At 65.0% G+C, this 17,679-nt stretch carries 13 protein-coding genes and 1 tRNA gene; 5 read left to right on the forward strand and 9 right to left on the reverse strand.

The window, feature by feature from the left end; genetic code table 11:
• Positions 1-7: 7 nt before the first annotated feature.
• Both ACXI0U_RS26770 and ACXI0U_RS26775 read left to right on the forward strand, forming a co-directional pair.
• Positions 8-565 carry a helix-turn-helix domain-containing protein gene (locus tag ACXI0U_RS26770; RefSeq protein ID WP_043244086.1) on the forward strand — a complete coding sequence of 186 codons (558 nt, stop codon included), beginning with the start codon at positions 8-10 and terminating at the stop codon, positions 563-565.
• 162 nt (positions 566-727) lie between these two features.
• Positions 728-2,080, forward strand: a complete 1,353-nt coding sequence (locus ACXI0U_RS26775) for a glutamine synthetase family protein (RefSeq protein ID WP_479551058.1) — start codon at positions 728-730, stop codon at positions 2,078-2,080.
• Between the two features lie 188 nt (positions 2,081-2,268).
• Here the strand turns inward: ACXI0U_RS26775 and ACXI0U_RS26780 are convergent, their stop codons facing one another.
• Entirely contained in the window at positions 2,269-3,168 is a 900-nt protein-coding gene (locus ACXI0U_RS26780; protein ID WP_479551059.1) for a LysR family transcriptional regulator, read from the reverse strand.
• A gap of 112 nt (positions 3,169-3,280) precedes the next feature.
• Here ACXI0U_RS26780 and ACXI0U_RS26785 point away from each other — a divergent pair, with 112 nt between their 5' ends.
• Both ACXI0U_RS26785 and speB read left to right on the forward strand, forming a co-directional pair.
• Positions 3,281-4,363 carry a polyamine ABC transporter substrate-binding protein gene (locus ACXI0U_RS26785; RefSeq protein ID WP_479551060.1) on the forward strand — a complete coding sequence of 361 codons (1,083 nt, stop codon included), beginning with the start codon at positions 3,281-3,283 and terminating at the stop codon, positions 4,361-4,363.
• A gap of 43 nt (positions 4,364-4,406) precedes the next feature.
• A complete protein-coding gene (speB, locus tag ACXI0U_RS26790) occupies positions 4,407-5,369 on the forward strand; it encodes an agmatinase (RefSeq protein ID WP_165673661.1) in 963 nt (320 codons plus the stop codon).
• A gap of 165 nt (positions 5,370-5,534) precedes the next feature.
• Here the strand turns inward: speB and ACXI0U_RS26795 are convergent, their stop codons facing one another.
• The 3 genes from ACXI0U_RS26795 to ACXI0U_RS26805 all read right to left on the reverse strand — a co-directional run bounded on the left by ACXI0U_RS26795 (position 5,535) and on the right by ACXI0U_RS26805 (position 10,533).
• Positions 5,535-7,094: an acyl CoA:acetate/3-ketoacid CoA transferase gene (locus ACXI0U_RS26795; RefSeq protein WP_479551061.1), complete on the reverse strand. Its 1,560-nt coding sequence runs from the start codon at positions 7,092-7,094 to the stop codon at positions 5,535-5,537.
• A 136-nt stretch (positions 7,095-7,230) separates the two neighbouring features.
• Positions 7,231-8,616: a GntP family permease gene (locus tag ACXI0U_RS26800; protein WP_479551062.1), complete on the reverse strand. Its 1,386-nt coding sequence runs from the start codon at positions 8,614-8,616 to the stop codon at positions 7,231-7,233.
• A gap of 453 nt (positions 8,617-9,069) precedes the next feature.
• Positions 9,070-10,533, reverse strand: a complete 1,464-nt coding sequence (locus ACXI0U_RS26805; protein WP_479551063.1) for a sigma-54 interaction domain-containing protein — start codon at positions 10,531-10,533, stop codon at positions 9,070-9,072.
• Between the two features lie 129 nt (positions 10,534-10,662).
• Between ACXI0U_RS26805 and ACXI0U_RS26810 the strand changes: the two genes are divergently transcribed.
• Positions 10,663-10,821 (forward strand): YqaE/Pmp3 family membrane protein, encoded by a 159-nt coding sequence (locus tag ACXI0U_RS26810; protein ID WP_009615518.1) that lies wholly within the window; start codon positions 10,663-10,665, stop codon positions 10,819-10,821.
• Between the two features lie 92 nt (positions 10,822-10,913).
• Here the strand turns inward: ACXI0U_RS26810 and ACXI0U_RS26815 are convergent, their stop codons facing one another.
• The 5 genes from ACXI0U_RS26815 to ACXI0U_RS26835 form a co-directional block, all read right to left on the reverse strand.
• On the reverse strand, positions 10,914-11,207 hold the full coding sequence (locus tag ACXI0U_RS26815) for a BRO-N domain-containing protein (RefSeq protein ID WP_431483261.1): 294 nt from the start codon (positions 11,205-11,207) through the stop codon (positions 10,914-10,916).
• Between the two features lie 278 nt (positions 11,208-11,485).
• Complete coding sequence (locus ACXI0U_RS26820; RefSeq protein ID WP_431483543.1) at positions 11,486-12,478, reverse strand: glycosyltransferase family 2 protein; 993 nt, start codon at positions 12,476-12,478, stop codon at positions 11,486-11,488.
• A gap of 337 nt (positions 12,479-12,815) precedes the next feature.
• The gene (gene cysC, locus ACXI0U_RS26825) at positions 12,816-13,433 is read right to left on the reverse strand and encodes an adenylyl-sulfate kinase (protein ID WP_431483262.1); all 618 of its coding nucleotides are present in this window, start codon (positions 13,431-13,433) and stop codon (positions 12,816-12,818) included.
• Between the two features lie 317 nt (positions 13,434-13,750).
• Positions 13,751-13,827 (reverse strand) — tRNA-Ile (locus tag ACXI0U_RS26830).
• A gap of 16 nt (positions 13,828-13,843) precedes the next feature.
• A complete protein-coding gene (locus tag ACXI0U_RS26835) occupies positions 13,844-17,578 on the reverse strand; it encodes a bifunctional diguanylate cyclase/phosphodiesterase (RefSeq protein WP_431483263.1) in 3,735 nt (1,244 codons plus the stop codon).
• Positions 17,579-17,679 lie beyond the last annotated feature (101 nt).

Raw genomic sequence — 17,679 nt, forward strand, 5'->3', positions numbered from 1 at the left:
ATTCGACATGGACATGCAAGACGAGATCGAAGGCCTCGCGATCCTCATCCGCGACCTGCGCAAGCACAAGAACCTGACCCTGGGCGAGCTGGCCGCGCGCATCGACCGCTCGGTGGGCTTCCTCTCCCAGGTGGAGCGCGGCCTGTCGCGCCCCACGGTGGCCGACCTCACCGCCATCAGCGAGGCCCTGGGCGTGCCCACCACCTACTTCTACAGCCTGAGCAAGCCCCGCGAGGTGCGCTGGGTGACCCGCCCTGGCGAGCGCCGCACGCTCTACTACGCCGGCGGCATCACCGACGTGCTGGCCTCGCCGAACATGTCGGCCGGCTTCTCCATGCTCGAAAGCCACCTGGAGCCCGGTGCCACCAGCGGCGAAGGCCACCTGGACGACAGCTCCGAGCAGGGCGGCTTCGTGCTCGAAGGCGAGCTGAGCATCTGGCTCGACGACGCCGAGGAACCGGTGGTGCTGCACCCCAACGACAGCTTCCAGCTGCCGGCCCACGCGCAGTTCCGCTACGCCAACCTTTCCGATAGGCCCACCCGAGTCCTATGGGTATTCACCTAGAGCCGGCTTATGGCCGGCTGCGCGTCGGCGATGCGGCGTTGAAAGCGATCTCAGAATGCTCATTTACCGCTCGTAGACTCCGCTTCTTCGATCGCTTTCGCCTTGCCTCGCTCTAGCTCGCTCAGCCCTAAACCGACTCTTATCTCTTGCAGGACCACAGCGATGACAACAACAAACCCGCATCCCGACCTGCTCGCCGAAGTGCGTGCCTTCCGTGCCCAGTACCCGGAAATCCGCTACGTGGACCTGATCTGCCTGGACATCCCCGGGCACTTCTACGGCAAGCGCTACCCGGTGGAGATGCTGGAGAAGGTCGCCGGTGGCAGCCCGTTGAAGCTGCCGCAGAACTGCGTGCTGCTGGGCACCCAGGGCGGGCTGTACCCCATCGGTGACTACTGCTTCGCCGACGGTGACCCGGATGCGCCGCGGCGCCTGGTACCGGGCACCCTCAAGCCGGTGTGCTGGGAGCGCCAGCCGCTGGGGCAGATGCTGATCACCTCCGACGGCACCGAGGCGCCCATCGAGTTCGAACCGCGCGAGGTGCTGGCCCGTGTGCTGCAACGCCTGGCCCGTCGCGGCATCCGCCCGGTGGTGGCCTTCGAGCTGGAGTTCTACCTGTTCGACCGCACGCTCAAGAACGGCCTGCCGCAATACCCCCGCGACGCCCTGTGCGACGACGAGGACGACCAGCCGAACATGCACATCGAGCGGCTGTCGCGTTTCTCCACCGTGCTCCACGAGATGGTCGAAGCGGCCAACCAGCAGGGCGTGGCGGCCAACGTCATCACCGCCGAGCTGGGCCCGGGGCAGTTCGAGATCAACTTCGGCCACTGCGACGACGGCCTGCAGGCCGCCGACTGGGCCGCCCTGTTCTGCCGCAGCACCCGGGGCGTGGCGCTCAAGCACGGCCACCGCGCCAGCTTCATGAGCAAGCCCTACCTGGACGCGCCGGGCAGCGGCATGCACGTGCACGTCAGTCTCTACGACGAGGCCGGTACCAACCTGCTCGACGCCGATGGCCAGCGCCCCCTGCGCCATGCCGTGGCCGGCTGCCTGGAGCTGCTGCCGCACTGCATGCCGATCTTCGCCGCCAACCACAACGCCTTCCGCCGCTACGGCGCCATGGTCAACGCCGCCAGCCGCGCCAGCTGGGGCTTCGAGGACCGCGATGCGTGCATCCGCATCCCCGAATCCGACGGTCGCAACCTGCGCATCGAGCACCGCCTGGCCGGCGCCGACGCCAACCCCTACCTGGTGCTGGCGGCCATCCTCACCGGCATGGAACACGGCCTCGACGCCGCGAAAGAGCCCATCCCCCCGCTCAACGAAGACCGCTCCAGCGGCATCGACTTCCCCACCGACATGCCCGCCGCCGTCACCGCCATGCGCCAGAGCGCCGCCGTCAATGCAGGCCTGGGCAGCGAGTTCGTGATGGTCTATTGCGAGAACAAGCGCCAGGAGTACCTCGACTTCATCAACGAAGTCAGCGCGCGGGAATATCGGTGGTACATGTAGCTGGAAGCTGGAAGCCGGAGTGTCCTGCGTAGGGTGGGTAGAGCGTAGCGAAACCCACGCGGTCGGCGTTCGACACGACGCCGAATGGTGGGCCGGTGAAGCGTGGTCCACCCGCTTGGATGCCGGGTGCTCCCCGGCCTGCGAAAGCGGCACAGCCTCTGGGCTTCCAGCTTCCAGCTAAATCAACTTCAAGCTCCGCCGAAGGCGGCCACCAGATCTTCGACGAACGCCTGTTGCGCTTCGCTGGCTTCGCGGCCGCGGTGGTGGGTGAGGCGGAACTCCACGTCGAAGCCCAGCCGCTCGGGGAGCAGGGCGCGGAGTTGGCCACGGGCTTCCCAGGGCGCGGCGATGTGGCGGGGCAGGTAGCCGATATGGGCGCCGGAGAGGATCAGCGCCAGGGTGCCTTCCACCTGCTCGGTCACCGCGCTGCTGGCGGCGGACTGGAAGGGCTCGGCCTCGCCGATGAAGCGGTAGGGGTGCAGCACCCGGTCGCAGTGGCGCAGGTCGTCTTCGGTGATGCGCTTGCGGTCGAACAGCGGGTGCCCGGCGCCGCAGAACAGCAGCTGCTCCTCGACGAACAGCGGCCGATGCTCCAGCGCCTGCTGGTTGCCGGAGAAGTAGCCGATGGCCAGGTGCAGCTGGTCCTGCAGCAGGCGCCGCTCCAGTTCGGCGGGCATGGCGCTGAGCAGCTCGATGCGCACCGCCTGGTTACGCGCGCGGAAGCGCCGGATGGCGTCGGCCAGGCGCAGCATCACCGTGTCGTCGAGGGATTCGGAGAGGCCGATGCGCAGCTCGCCCAGGAGCATGTCGGCCATGCCCCGCGCCTCGCCCTTGAAGGTCTCGATGGCGCCGAACAGCCGCCGCGTGGCCGCCAGTACCTGCTCGCCCTTGGGCGTGAGGCGGAAGCCGGCCTTGCCCCGTTCGCACAGGCGAAAGCCCAGGCGCGTCTCCAGCTTGGCCATCTGTGTGCTGATGGTGGACTGGCCCACCCCCAGCGCGCCCTGGGCGGCGCTGAAGCCGCCGTTCTCCACCACGGCGATGAACAGCCTGAGCAGTTGCAGGTCCAGGTCCTGGAGTTGGGCGAGCATGGGAATCTCCAAACATCGATGGCGAGCGATGCCAAAGTAGAACACTTCATATTTATCCGAAGCAAAGCCCGGCGCAGGATCGTTCCATCCACCGACCCCGGGAGCTTTCGCCATGCGCCTTTCCCTGTTGTTCGCCCTGCTCGCCACCTGCGTCCTGCCCGCCCACGCAGAGGACCGGGAGCTGAACCTCTACAGCTGGTCCGCCTACATCCCGCCCCAGGCGCTGGAGCGCTTCAAGGCCGAGACCGGCATCCAGGTGAAGTACGACATCTTCGACAGCGCCGAGGCCCTCGACGCCAAGCTGATGACCGGCGGCAGCGGCTATGACGTGGTGTTCCCCGCCAGCAGCGGCCTGGCGCGGGCGATCAAGGCCAATGCGGTGCAGCCGTTGCAGCGCGAGCAATTGCACCACTACGCCAACCTCGACCCGGAGCTGCTGGCCAAGCTGGCCAGCGTGGACCCGGACAACCGCTTCGGCGTGCCCTACACCTGGGGCACCATCGGCCTGGGCATCAACCGTGACGCGGTACAGAAACGCATCCCCGACGCGCCGCTGAACAGCCTCGACCTGCTGTTCAAGCCCGAGTACGCCAGCCGCCTGAAGGACTGCGGCATCGCCGTGATCGACTCGCCCCAGGAGGTCATAAGCGTCGCCCTGCACTACCTCGGCAAGGACCCGTACAGCACCGCCAAGGCCGACCTCGCGGCGGTCCATCAGCTGCTCACCGCATTGCAGCCGAACCTGCGCTACGTCGGTGCCGGCAAGCACATCAACGACCTGGCCAAGGGCGAGATCTGCCTGGCGCTGACCTACAACGGCGACGCCGCCATCGCCGCCGAGCAGGCCCGCGAGGCGAAGATGCCCTTCGAGGTGGTCTACCGCATCCCCCGCGAGGGCACGCTGATCTGGTTCGACACCCTGGCCATCCCCGCCGACGCGCCGCACCCCCAGGCGGCCCATGCCTTCATCGACTGGATGCTGCGCCCCGAGGCCATCGCCGAGCTGACCAACAGCCAGTTCTTCGCCAACGCCAACCAGGCCGCGACGCCCTTGCTGGACCCGGCGGTGGCCAACGACCCGGACATCTACCCGCCCCAGGCCGTGCGCGACCGCTTGTTCGGCGAGCAGGAACTGACCCTCAAGCAGCAGCGCGAGCGCACCCGCCTCTGGACGCGCTTCCGCACCCAGTACTGAACCCGCGCAGACGGGAAACACCCCACCGATGGAGCCCGATGACATGGAACACGCCTACGACAACGACCAGGCCATCACCCGGCCGAGCCTGCTGGGCACGGCCGCCGAAGCCACCTACGCCGGCATCACCAGCTTCATGCGCCGGCGCTACAGCCGCGACCTCGCCGGCGTCGACCTGGTGGTGAGCGGGGTGCCCTTCGACACCGCCACCACCAACCGCCCCGGCAGCCGCTTCGGGCCCCGCGCCATCCGCGCCGCCTCGGTGCAGATGGCCTGGGCGCGGCATTTCCCCTGGGAGTTCGACCCCTTCGACCACCTGGCGGTGATCGACTACGGCGACTGCGCCTTCGACCACGGCACGCCGCAGCACACGCCGGAGGCGATCCAGGCCCACGCCGCGCACATCCTCGAGGCCGGTGCGGCGATGCTCACCCTGGGCGGCGACCACTTCATCAGCTACCCGCTGCTCAAGGCCCACGCCGCAAAGCACGGGCCGCTGTCGCTGATCCACTTCGACGCCCACAGCGACACCTGGCCGGACGAAGAGGGCCAGCGCATCGACCACGGCACCATGTTCTTCCACGCCGCCCGCGAGGGCCTGGTGGACCCGGCGCGCTCGGTGCAGATCGGCCTGCGCACCACCAATGACGACGTGATGGGCTTCCAGGTGCTGGACGCCCGCGAGGTGCACCGCCACACGCCCGAGCAGATCGCCGAGCGCATCCGCGCGCGGGTGGGGGACAACCCGGTGTACCTGACCTTCGACATCGACTGCCTCGACCCGGCCTTCGCCCCCGGCACCGGCACGCCGGTGTGCGGCGGGCTCTCCAGCCACCAGGCGCTGGAAATCCTCCGTGGCCTGCGCGGCATCAACCTGGTGGGCATGGACGTAGTGGAAGTGGCGCCGCCCTACGACAACGCCGAAGTCACCGCCCTGGCCGGCGCCACCCTGGCGATGGAGATGATCTGCCTGTACGCCGCGCGGCATAAGTTGGGGGAGCGCTGAAGCGCCGAGACGCTTCTGTAGGATGGGTCGGGCGGCGTTCCGCGAGGTACGAAACCCATCATTGCGGACTACACCGGCAGCATGGGTTTCGCTTCGCTCTACCCATCCTACGCGCTGTGTAAAAAGACGCGGGCCCAGGGCGGGCCCGCGTTTCACGCACAACCTTCAGGCTTCGCCGATCATCCCGCGCAGGCCCATGCGCGCCTCCTCGAACAGGCGCACGTCCATCAGCTTCGGCGCGCGGACGATGGGGCGGAAATCCATGCGCTCGATGATGTCGCGCTCGATGTCCACGCCCGGCGCGACCTCGATCAGCTCCAGGCCTTCGGTGGTCAGGCGGAACACGCAGCGCTCGGTGACGTAGAGCACCGGCTTGCCGGCTTCGGCGGCGAGGCGGCCGGCGAAGGTGCGGTGCTCCACCTCGCGCACGAACTTGCGCAGCGCGCCGTCCTGCACGATGCGCAGGGCGCCGTTCTCGATGCGGATGTCCTGCGGGCCGGCGCTGAAGGTGCCGACGAAGACCACCGCCTTGGCGTTCTGGCTGATGTTGATGAAGCCCCCGGCGCCGGCCAGGCGCGTGCCGAACTTCGACACGTTGAGGTTGCCCGCCGCGTCCGCCTGGGCCAGGCCGAGGAAGGCGAGGTCCAGGCCGCCGCCGTCGTAGAAGTCGAACTGGTAGGGCTGGTCGATCAGCGCGCTGTGGTTGCAGGCCGCGCCGAAGTCCAGGCCCGAGGCCGGCACGCCGCCGATCACCCCGGGCTCGGCGGTGAGGGTCAGCAGGTCGATCACGCCTTCTTCCGCCGCCACTGCCGCCACGCCCTCGGGCATGCCGATGCCCAGGTTCACCACCGCGCCGGGCTTGAGTTCCAGCGCGGCGCGACGGGCGATGAGCTTGCGCAGGTCCAGCGGCATCGGCTGCAGGCTGCCCTCGGGCACCCGCACCTCGGCGGCGAAGGCCGGGTTGTAGGCGGTGGCGAAGGTCTGTTGGTGGTGCTCCGGCGCGGCCACCACCACGCAGTCGACGAGGATGCCGGGGATCTTCACCAGGCGCGGGTTGAGCGAGCCACGGGCGACCACCCGCTCCACCTGGGCGATCACCAGCCCGCCGGAATTGCGCGCGGCCATGGCGATGGCCAGGCTCTCGATGGTCAGCGCCTCGCGCTCCATGGTCAGGTTGCCGTCCTCGTCGGCGCTGGTGGCGCGCACCACCCCGACGTGGATGGGGAAGGTCTTGTAGAAGAGGTAGTCCTCGCCGTCGAGGGGCATGCGCCGCACCAGCTCCTCGGTGGTACGCGCATTGAGCTTGCCGCCGCCGTGCTCGGGGTCGACGAAGGTGCCCAGGCCCACCCGCGACAGCTGCCCCGGCTTGCCGGCGGCGATGTCGCGGAACAACTGGGAGATCACCCCCTGGGGCAGGTTGTAGGCCTCGATGCGGTTCTCCACCGCCAGCTTCTGCAGCCCCGGCACCAGGCCCCAGTGCCCGCCGATCACCCGGCGTACCAGCCCCTCGTGGGCCAGGTGGTTGAGGCCCCGGCCCTTGCCGTCACCCTGGCCGGCGGCATAGACCAGCGTCAGGTCGCGCGGTGCCTGCTCGGCCTGGAAGCGCTGCTCCAGAGCGATGGCGATGGCCTCGGCGAAACCGATGCCGACGAAGCCGCCGGTGGCCAGGTGGGCGTTGTCGGGGATACGCGCCACCGCCTCGGCGGCGCTCATCACTTTGCTCATGTCATACCTCGAGCGTGGAATTGGGGGCGGCCTGCTTCTCCCGTGGGAGCGGCTTCAGCCGCGAAGGGCCGCGCAGCGGACCCGGGGCGCCCCTGCGGGTCGCATCGCGAATGAATTCGCTCCCACGAGCCGCACATCAGAAGCTGCCGAACAGGCTGCCGAGGGTGATCACCACCACCAGGGCGGCGAGGGGGAAGATCACCGTGTTCATGAAGATGAATCTGTAGGAATCGCGGTGGGTCAGCTTGCAGATGGCCAGCAGCGAGATCACCGCGCCGTTGTGGGGCAGGGTGTCCATGCAGCCGGAGGCCATGGCGGCGACCCGGTGCAGCAGCTCGGGGCTGATGCCGGCGGCGTTGGCCATCTCCAGGTACTGCGCGCCGAGGGTCTTGAGGGCGATGGACATGCCGCCGGAGGCGGAGCCGGTGATGCCGGCGAGGATGTTCACCGCTACCGCCTCGGACACCAGCGGGTTGCCCGGCACGCTCAGCACCAGGTCGCGGATCACCACGAAGCCGGCGAGGGAGGCGATCACGGTGCCGTAGCCCACCTCGGAGGCGGTGTTGAGGATCGGCAGCATGGAGCCGAAGGTGCCGTCGTTGAGGCTCTGCTTCAGGTCCGCCCAGCGCCGCCAGTGCAGGCCGATGAGCAGCAGCACCGCCGCGCCGAGGGCGACGATGATCGACCAGATGCCGATCACCGACTTGGCATCCTGCAGGCCGCCGAATTCGGGCTTGGCCAGGTAGCTGGTGTCGAGGTTGGGCAGCACCTGCTTGGCCATCAGGAAGTTCAGCGCGATCACCAGCAGGATCGGCAGCAGCGCCAGCCAGAAGCCGGTCACCGGCAGGCCGCTCTGCTCGGTGGGGTCGTCCTTGTGGCTGCCGTAGCCTTCGCCGGCGGCCATCAGCTTGCGGGCCTGGGTGGCGAGCCACCAGCTGCCGAGGCCGAGCATGATCAGCCCGCCGATCAGCCCGAGGATGGGCGCAGCGAAGGCGTCGGTGCCGAAGAAGGGGCTGGGGATGGCGTTCTGGATCGCCGGGGTGCCGGGCAGGGCGGTCATGGTGAAGGTGAAGGCGCCCAGGGCGATGGCGCCGGGCAGCAGGCGCTTGGGAATGCCCGCCTCGCGGAACAGTGCGGTGCCGATGGGGTACACGGCGAAGGCCACCACGAACAGCGACACGCCGCCGTAGGTCAGCAGCCCGCAGGCCAGCACGATGGCGAGGATGGCCCGCTCGCGCCCCAGCCGGGTGACGATGCCCTGGGCGATGGCGCGGGCCGAGCCGGAGTCGTCCATCAACTTGCCGAAGATGGCGCCGAGCAGGAACAGCGGGAAGAACTGGATCAGGTAGCCGCCCAGGGACTTCATGAACACCTGGGTGTAGGTGGGCAGCATCAACGCCGCATCACCGGCGAACAGCACCGCCAGCAGCGCCATCAGCGGCGCCAGGATCAACACGTTGTAGCCGCGATAGGCCAGGAACATCAGCAGTGCGAGGGACAGCAGGATTCCGAGGGTACCCATGGGATTTCCTTCTTGTTGTTGTTTTGAACCGCCGCAGCGGCCGGGCCTGGGTCGGCCCTTTGCCGGTATAGAGCGAAAGCTGTGCCAGGTGGGCTGAAAAGCCCTGGGGAAGGCGCTGGTGCTGGGGTGGGGGTAATTTAGCCGGGAGACGAGGGGGCGCTTGAGGTGTCCAATTAATTGGGCGACGTCTTGTTTATTGGACACCTATTTTCATCGTTGTCCAAAAATATGGACATTCCATACCCCGCCGCGAGGTGCCCGGATGTGTAGGGTGGATGGCGCTTTTTCCATCCACCACCGCGCCCGCCCCCAAGCACCGTGGCCGCAGGAAAATGCACACCCTGCCCGGCGACCAACCCCGCACCGCGTGGATCGATGAAGCGCGATCCACCCTACGCCGGCCTGGGAGCTTCGCAGGGGGTATGCCGCTGGCGTGCCGGCCCGCAGGCCTGGCTACAACCCGTGCGCCTGGAGCTTGTTGTAGAGGCTGGCGCGGGCGATGCCGAGGCGTTCGGCGGCCTGGGTGCGGTTGCCGTCGCAGGCGGCGAGGGCGGTGAGAATGGCCGCGCGTTCCGCCTCGGCGAGGCTGTCCGCCAGCGGGCGCACGGCGGGCGGGGCGGGCTCGGCAGCCGCTGCGGGCGCCGGGGCGGGTGCGGCCGGTTGCGGGTCCACCAGCAGGGTGCGCAGGTCGCGCGCCTCCAGCGGGCGGTTGCCATCGCCCAGCAGCTGCGCCCGTTCCAGCAGGTTGCGCAGTTCGCGCACGTTGCCCGGCCAGGGCTGGGCGCAGAGCAGGTCGAGGGCGCCCTGCTGCAGTTCCAGCGGCGGCTGGCCGGAGCGGGTGGCGATGTCGTCGAGCAGGTAGTCCACCAGCGCGGGCAGGTCTTCCCGGCGCTCGCGCAGGGGCGGCACGCGCAGGGCGAGGACGTTGAGGCGGTAGTAGAGGTCTTCGCGGAATTCGCCGGCGGCCACCTTGGCCTCCAGGTCCACATGGGTGGCGGCGATCACCCGCACGTTCAGGGTCTTCACCTGGTTGGAGCCCAGCGGCTCCACTTCCTGCTCCTGCAGCACCCGCAGCAGCTTGGCCTGGAGCGGCAGGGGCAGGTCGCCGATCTCGTCGAGGAACAGCGTGCCGCCGTCGGCCAGCTCGAACTTGCCGGCCCGCGCGCGGCGGTCGGCGCCGGTGAAGGCGCCCGGCGCAGTGCCGAACAGCTCCGCTTCCACCAGCGATTCCGGGATGGCCGCCACGTTCACCGCCACGAAGGGCCCGCTGGCCCGCAGCGACAGGTTGTGGATGCCCTGGGCGAGCAGCTCCTTGCCGGTGCCGGTCTCGCCGCGCAGCAGCACGGTGGCATCCAGCTGGGCGGCGCGGCGGGCCTGGCGCTTCACCTCGCTGGCGGCGGCGCTGGTGCCGATGAAGCCGGCGATGGTGTAGCGCGCACGGCGGGCGCGGGCCAGCTCGTGCTGGGCGGCGGCCAGCTGGGTTTGCAACTGGTTGTACTTGGCCATGACCGGCTGCAGGTGGCGGGCGCGGTCGAACAGCACGAAGCCGAGGGCGCCGACCAGGGTGCCGTCCTCGTCGCGCAGGGGGATGCGGGTGACCACGAAGTGCTCGTCGCCGAAGGCCATCAGGTCGAGCATGCTCGGCAGCCCGTTGCCCACCACCTCGCGCAGGCGGCTGGCCGGCAGCACCTCCTCCACCTCCTTGCCGAGCACGCTGCGCGGGTCGGCGATGCCGATCTTCTGTGCGTACTTGTCGTTGATCCAGACGATCCGCGCCTGGCGGTTCACCGCGATGGTGCCCTCGCACTGGGCGTTGAGGTGGTCGAACAGCAGGGGCATCGCCACGGCGCGGAAACGCTCGGGCGAGACGCCGATGATCAGGCCGTGTTCGTCGAGGTCGTCGCGGGAAATGGCCATGGGCGGTGAGGTCCGGAGGGGCGGGAGCGACGGATTATGGGCGGGGCGCGGAAACATCGGCAAGGAACCCTTTGCGCTCTCCGGCAGTCGATCAGGAGGTAGACGAATTTCCCTACAAGGAGCTTTTGCATGGACCTGATCCGCATCCTCATCGCCATCATCCTGCCGCCGCTGGGCGTGTTCCTGCAGGTGGGTTTCGGCGGCGCCTTCTGGCTGAACATCCTACTCACCCTGCTGGGCTACATCCCCGGCATCGTGCATGCCGTGTACATCATCGCCAAACGCTAGCCGGCTGGTGAAAAACTGACTGCGTGGCCGCTGCTGCGCTTCCAGACACACTGCTCAAGGGAACGGGGACGCCATGCGTCCCCGACTCCGTTCTATTGCAGCGTGGCCCGTTCGCCGCCGTCGAACAGCTCCGCCACATCCTTCACCCGCACCCATTGGCGGCCCTGCCATTCCATGACGCTGAACTCCCTGCCCTGCCAGGTCACCCGGCGTTGGCGGGGCAGGTGCGGCGTGGCCTGGGAACGCAGCGCGGGGATCACCTCGCCGGTGATCCACTGGCGCAGGCCACGGTGCTCGGGGTGGTAGAAGTTGACCTTGAGCAGCTCGCAGACGGCGCTCTCGCTGATCAGCAACAGGGTTTCCACCGCGCCCTGGTGGTTCTCCACGCGCTCGCTGCGCCACTGGTCCGTGTCGAGCTTGCGGGGGAGCCGGACGTCGATGTGTTGTCGTGTATAAGCTGAGGGTGTGGCGCAGTTGAGTTTTTGAGTTTGAAGCAACCGCTGATTTCGCTTTAATAATTTATGGAGACTGAGCGCGAAGGTAGGGGATTTACTAATCTGATATTTTGTCAGGATCTATAAGGTATAAATAGCTGTATGCAGTTGTGAGGTGATCTGCTCGAAGGTCTAACTGCTTTATTTTGCAATTTTTAAGCGTTAAATTATTATATTTTTCTTGCGATGGTCGCCAGAAATAAACCGAGATTGCCAAAAATAGTTTGCCTATAAAGTCCTGACCTTAGGATGTTTATCGCACGGGCAGGTAAGCACTGTTGGCGAGCTTTTTTGAACAGCGCTAAAGTCTGGCGATGCTCTTCACTCAGACAGTGAGACATCGACTCTAGAGCCCTAATATTTTGGTTGTTCCATTCATGAAAGCGCCCTTGAAATACCATGCTCAAGCGCTGCATACGAGCGCGCCAATCAGAGTTGCTTCCGACTACATTGTTTTTGTGCTGGCGATAGAGAACCCTGGGCTTCGGATCGTAATAGATAGCTCCGTTGGACCCAGAAACTATTTGATAAAGCCACCAGTCATGTGATGGGATATCTAAATCGTAACCTGCTTCCATGATTAAAGCCTTGGCAGCCTTGTTGAACACCATGGTATTTCCTCCAGCTATACTCTGAACCAGGGCGTTTTTGAAGTGTGGAGGATAAGGGAAGATGGGCGACATACCAAGAGTTGTCCCATTTTCGCAGATGATCTGAGTTCTTCCGCAGTATAGTGCGGGCACGTTGCTGGGAATGCCATTTAACCACTTGATAGCGACCTCAAGTTTCTCCTTGTCCCAAATATCATCTTGGTCAGACCAGGCAAAATAGTCAGCATAAATATCAGCTCGACAGGTTAGAGAAAGAAAGTTACGCACAAAGCCAGCTTGTGGACCTTCGTTAATCTCTATTTTTTGCTCCCCCCAAGTTTTTGCATAGTGTTGGAGAAGTGCTTCTGTCTGGTCTTGTGAGCCATCATCCGAAATATACAGAGACCAGTTTCGGTGGGTTTGCTGTTCGAATGACTTGAGCTGTTGGGGTAGGAATTTCTCACCATTATAAGTGCATAATAAAATTGCGACATGACCTTCATGAGGGAGGGTGTGCTTTTTTTGGGGGGGCAAGCTGTTCGGCATACTGGCATCAAAAGCTTGAAGAAGCATAGTCACGTTTATTCATCCCTGAGCCAAACTCGCTTATGCGAATTTTGGTAATTGCTTATGTTGCACGGAGCTGGAATGACAGGATTTTAGCGAGTTTGTATCAGAAACTCAACAAGCAGCTGTATGGGTGCCTTCGTCGGCTGCCGGTGTTTTTTGATGTAAGCGAAGGGTGTTGTGCTACTAAATTCGAGCTGCTTGTTGTGTAGGGTGTTATGTGTGTCGGTAAATAGAGTGTGGTTAAGTGTTTATGATTTGGGAGGGTTCTTATTGTAACGACTGGTGCGCTGAAGTTATCGAGGGTGAGAGGCGAGATTTGATTTTAGAGTTTCTAGAGTGCCTATTTTTTGGGGGGGGCGGGTAATATATGCGTCTTTTCTGCTTTGTAAATTACTTCCAAGATTTTGCTGACCGCATGCGCGACGCTGTCCTCAATTGTGTTGATGTGGATGTTTGGTGCTGCGGGTGGTTCGTAGGCTGAGTCGATGCCGGTGAAGTTCTTAAGTAGACCAGATCTTGCTTTGCTATAAAGCCCTTTAGGGTCGCGGCGCTCGCATTCAGATATTGGGGTGTCAATAAAAACCTCAATGAAATGGCATTCTCCAATTATCTTGCGGGCCAGTTCTCTATCGCGCCTGAAGGGAGAGATAAACGCTGTGGTGACGATAAGTCCGGCATCGATAAATAGCTTGGCCACTTCTGCAATGCGGCGGATGTTTTCTTCACGGTCTTGGTCACTAAAGCCTAGGTCGCTACACAGTCCGGCTCGTACATTATCGCCGTCTAGTAGATAAGTATGCTTTCCACGTGCATTCAGTGCTACTTCTAACTCGTTCGCAATTGTTGACTTTCCCGCTCCGCTCAGGCCAGTCAGCCAGATGACTCGGGGATGTTGCATCTTCAGCGCTGCTCTAGCTTGTGGATTCAGAGCGGTTTCATAAGATTTAATATCGCTCAATGCAGTCCTCGCTCCATTTTAGAACTTAAAGTCCACAGCTAATATTACAGTCTATGCCAGTCAGTCAAGAGCTATCGCAATAAACTAGGTATGTGCTTGAAAAGTGGGGGGTTTGGTTATCTAGCGGCTAGGGGATAAATGCTGCACTCTTCTGCAGATTAGAAGAAGAGAGTTAGGGGGCATCATCGCCGCTGTTTGTAGGCCGCTAAGGAATAAGTGTCCGTCTTGATATGGAGGTTGAGTTGCGCGGAGCGCATCATTTCCCTGCGGGCACTAAGGAAGGCCAGCCTAAGGCGCTGGGCACATCTGGTGATTGGTGGTGGGCCCACACGGACTTGAACCGTGGACCAAAGGATTATGAGTCCTCTGCTCTAACCAACTGAGCTATAGGCCCCCAGAAGGCCGGCGGATTATACCGGCGCCTTCTCAGGAGTGCCAACAGGTTGACAGGGATCGAGGAATTGCCGGGCGAAAACGTCGGCGGGGAGGGGGCGGCTGACGACGTAGCCCTGGATCTGTTCGCAGCCTTCGGCGGTGAGGAAGGCTTCCTGGGCGTGGGTTTCGACGCCTTCGGCGATGACGGTGAGTTGCATGCTGCGGCCGAGGGCGATGATGGCGCGGGCGATGGCGGCGTCTTCGAGGTCGTCGGGCAGGCCGCGGACGAAGGATTTGTCGATCTTGATGATGTCCAGCGGCAGGCGCTTGAGGTAGCTGAGGGAGGAGTAGCCGGTGCCGAAGTCGTCGATGGCCAGTTGCACGCCGAGCGCCTTGAGGGCGTGGAGCACGGCGAGGGCTTCTTCGGCCTGGCTCATGATGAAGCCTTCGGTGATTTCCAGTTGCAGGTGGCAGGGGACGACGCCTGTGTCCTGCAGCAGGCGGTCGATGCGCTCGACCAGTTGCGGCTGGCGCAGCTGGGCGCCGGCGAGGTTGACGGAGAGCGGGCCGAAGGGGGCGTGGCGGTCCTGCCATTCGCGCATCTGCCGGCAGGCTTCGGCGAGGACCCAGTCGCCCAGGGGGAGGATGAGGCCGTTCTCTTCGGCGAGGGGGATGAAGCGCTCGGGGGAGATTTCGCCGAACAGGGGGTGGTGCCAGCGGATCAGGGCTTCGGCGCCGATCAGGCGGCGGTTTTGCAGGCACAGCTTGGGTTGGTAGTAGAGGCTGAGTTCGCCGCGTTCGAGGGCGCGGCGCAGTTCGTTTTCCAGGGCCATGCGTTCGTTGGCCTGGAAGGTGAGGTCGCGGGTGTAGAACTCGATGCGGTTGCGGCCCTTGGATTTGGCGCGGTACATGGCGGCGTCGGCGTTCTTGACGACGGTGGCGACGTCGCTGCCGTGTTCGGGGTAGAGGCTGATGCCGATGCTGGCGCTGGTGAAGAACTCGTGTTCGTCGGCCTCGAAAGGGGCGCTGAAGCAGGCGAGCACTTTGCTGGCGATGTGCTCGGCGTCAGCGGCGGTGTGCAGGCCGGGCAGCAGGATGATGAATTCGTCGCCGCCGAGGCGGGCGACGGTGTCGATGTCGCGCAGCTGGTCCTTGAGGCGGGAGGCGATGCTTTTGAGCAGGAGGTCGCCGACCGGGTGGCCGAGGCTGTCGTTGATGTGCTTGAAGCGGTCGAGGTCGATGAAGAGTACGGCGCCTCGCTGGGCGTCGGTGGTGGCGTCGAGCAGGGCGGCCTGCAGGCGACTTTCGAAGAGGATGCGGTTGGGCAGCCCGGTGAGGGGGTCGTGGTGGGCCTGGTAGTCGAGGCGGGCCTGGGCGTGCTTGAGGGTGGAGATGTCGGCGAAGACGCCGACGAAGTGGGTGATCTGCTCGCCGCGGTTGCGCACGGCGCTGATGGTCAGCCATTCGGGATAGGGTTCGCCGTTCTTGCGGCGGTTCCAGATTTCGCCCTGCCAGTGGCCGTCGGCGGCGAGCTGGTGCCACATGGCGGCGTAGAAGGCGCTGTCGTGCTGGCCGGAGGCGAGCAGGCGCGGTGATTGGCCGAGGGCTTCGGCTTCGCTGTAGCCGGTGATTTCGGTGAAGGCGCGGTTGACGGCGGTGATGCGCTGTTCGGTGTCGGTGATCATCACGCCTTCGGCGGTGCTTTCGAAGACGGTGGCGGCCTGCAGGAGCTTTTCCTGCATCTGCTGGCGCTCGGTGATGTCGCGGGCGATGGTGAGGACGCAGGCTTCGCCGTTGATGGGGATGGGCTGGGCGGTGAGTTCGCAGAGGCGGATGCTGCCGCCCTTGGTGCGTATCGGGGCGGTGAAGTTGCGCAGGCTGCCCTGGTCGCGGATGGCGCGGACCATTTGCTGGCGGTCTTCGGGATTGGCCCAGATGCCGAGTTCGAGGGTGGAGCGGTCGGCGGCTTCGCTGGCGACGTAGCCGGTGATGCGGGTGAAGCCTTCGTTGGCTTCGATGAGCCGACCGTCGACCAGGCGGGTGATGAGCAGGCCGTCGGGGGATGCGTGGAAGGCGCGGGCGAATTTCTCTTCGGATATCTTCAGTTGCTGCTGGGTTTCTTTGACCAGGGTGATGTCGCGCACGACGACGATGAGGGCGGGGATGCCGTCGAGGTCGATGGGTTGCGCGGAGATGAGGCCGGTGAAGCTTTCGCCGTTCTGCCGGCGGAAGGTCATTTCCAGGTTGTGCAGGCTTTCGTTCTGCAGGCGCTGGAGGAGGCCGGGCCCCATGTCGGGGGTGCCCCAGATGCCCAGTTCGGTGGCGGTACGGCCGATGGCCTGGGCGGCGTCGATGCCGGTCTGTTGCTCGAAGGTGCGGTTGACGTCGAGCAGGCGGCCGTCCTGGCGGCGGGCGAGGGCGATGACGTCGGGGCAGTTGTGGAATACGGAGGCGAACTTCTGTTGGGAGAGGCGCAGGGCGTGTTCGGTGTCCTTGGCTTCGGTGATGTCGATCATCAGGCCGCGGATGATCTGGCTGTCGCCCTGGGGGTCGAGGGTGACGATGTCGCGGATCCACAGGACGCGGCCGTCGGCAGCGAGCATGCGGTAGTCGAAACTGTGGTCGCGCCCGGCGGCGACTTCTTCGTTGCAGACGTATTCGGCGTGCTGGGCGTCTTCGGGATGGAGGGTGCGCTGCCAGAAACCGGGCTCGAGCCAGTCTGCCAGGGGGTAGCCGAGCAGGCGTTCGGCGTGGGGCGAGACGTAGGTGAAGCGGTGTTCGTCGAGGCGCATTTCCCAGGCGATGGCGTTGAGGCTTTCGACCAGGCCACGGTAGTGCTGTTCGCTGGTGCGCAGTTCGTCTTCGAGCAGGGCGCGGCGTGACATTTCGCCGCTGAGGCGGCGGTTGATGCGCAGGACGAAGACCAGGGCGAGGCCGATCAGTAGCAGGGCGGGGAGCCCGTAGGCGATGAGGGTGGTCCAGACCGGGCGCCGGTCGATGACGCCGCCGACCCAGCGGTCCTGGATGGCTTCGATCTGGGCAGCGCTGATGTCGGCGAAGACCTTGTCGAGGATGCCGACCAGGGGGGTGTCGCTACGCGGCGTGGCCATGGCGAGCTGGTAGCGGTAGGGCGTCTCGCCGCTGATGTAGAGGCCTTCGAGCCTGAGTTGGCGCAGGCTCCAGACGCTGGAGGCGAGGTCGCCGACGAAGGCGTCGGCCTGCCCGGTAGCGAGGGCCTGGAGGCCGGCGGCGACGTTGGGCAAGGGCAGGAGGTTGAGGTCGGGATTGCCGCTGCGCAGCAGTTCGTGAGGGGCATAGTCCTCGACCACGGCGATCTTGAGGCCGTAGAGATCGCCGAGCGATTTGGGCTGTGGGCCGCCGTCGCGGGCGAGGATGACGATGGGGAAGTCGAGGTAGGGGCGGGTGAAACTGAGGTATTGCTGGCGTTCGGGGGTGGACATGACGCCGGGCAGCAGGTCGAGCTGGCCATTGCGGGCCTGCTCCAGCACTTCACCCCAGTTGCGTGGTTCCACCGGCTCGAGGCGGACGCCCAGGCGTTCCTGGATCAGCTTGACGTAGTCGGCGGCGAGGCCCTGGTGGCGGCCCTGGCTGTCGCGGAATTCGAAGGGGGGCCAGGAGGCGTCGATGCCCATGCGCAGGACGGGGTGGTCCTGCAGCCATGCCTGTTCTTCCTGGGTGAAGGTGAGCGCTCCGGACGGGGCTGCCCAGAACGCCAGACACAGCAGGAGAATGGCAGGCAGACGCGCCATGACGGTCCCGTTCCACGAAGTGATAGGCGGAAGTGTAGACGCGGCAGCTGGCGCTTTGGTAGCAGAAAGAAAAACCCCCGGACTGGCCGGGGGTTGTTCGA

Source organism: Pseudomonas sp. C9D1, from assembly GCF_056491235.1.

Coding starts and splice junctions, on each gene's coding strand:
- ACXI0U_RS26770 (WP_043244086.1), top strand. CDS start 8: ATGGACATGCAAGACGAGATCGAAGGCCTCGCGATCCTCATCCGCGAC.
- ACXI0U_RS26805 (WP_479551063.1), bottom strand. CDS start 10,533: ATGGCCATTTCCCGCGACGACCTCGACGAACACGGCCTGATCATCGGC.
- ACXI0U_RS26810 (WP_009615518.1), top strand. CDS start 10,663: ATGGACCTGATCCGCATCCTCATCGCCATCATCCTGCCGCCGCTGGGC.
- ACXI0U_RS26795 (WP_479551061.1), bottom strand. CDS start 7,094: ATGAGCAAAGTGATGAGCGCCGCCGAGGCGGTGGCGCGTATCCCCGAC.
- ACXI0U_RS26775 (WP_479551058.1), top strand. CDS start 728: ATGACAACAACAAACCCGCATCCCGACCTGCTCGCCGAAGTGCGTGCC.
- ACXI0U_RS26780 (WP_479551059.1), bottom strand. CDS start 3,168: ATGCTCGCCCAACTCCAGGACCTGGACCTGCAACTGCTCAGGCTGTTC.
- speB (WP_165673661.1), top strand. CDS start 4,407: ATGGAACACGCCTACGACAACGACCAGGCCATCACCCGGCCGAGCCTG.
- ACXI0U_RS26800 (WP_479551062.1), bottom strand. CDS start 8,616: ATGGGTACCCTCGGAATCCTGCTGTCCCTCGCACTGCTGATGTTCCTG.
- ACXI0U_RS26820 (WP_431483543.1), bottom strand. CDS start 12,478: ATGCTTCTTCAAGCTTTTGATGCCAGTATGCCGAACAGCTTGCCCCCC.
- ACXI0U_RS26785 (WP_479551060.1), top strand. CDS start 3,281: ATGCGCCTTTCCCTGTTGTTCGCCCTGCTCGCCACCTGCGTCCTGCCC.
- ACXI0U_RS26835 (WP_431483263.1), bottom strand. CDS start 17,578: ATGGCGCGTCTGCCTGCCATTCTCCTGCTGTGTCTGGCGTTCTGGGCA.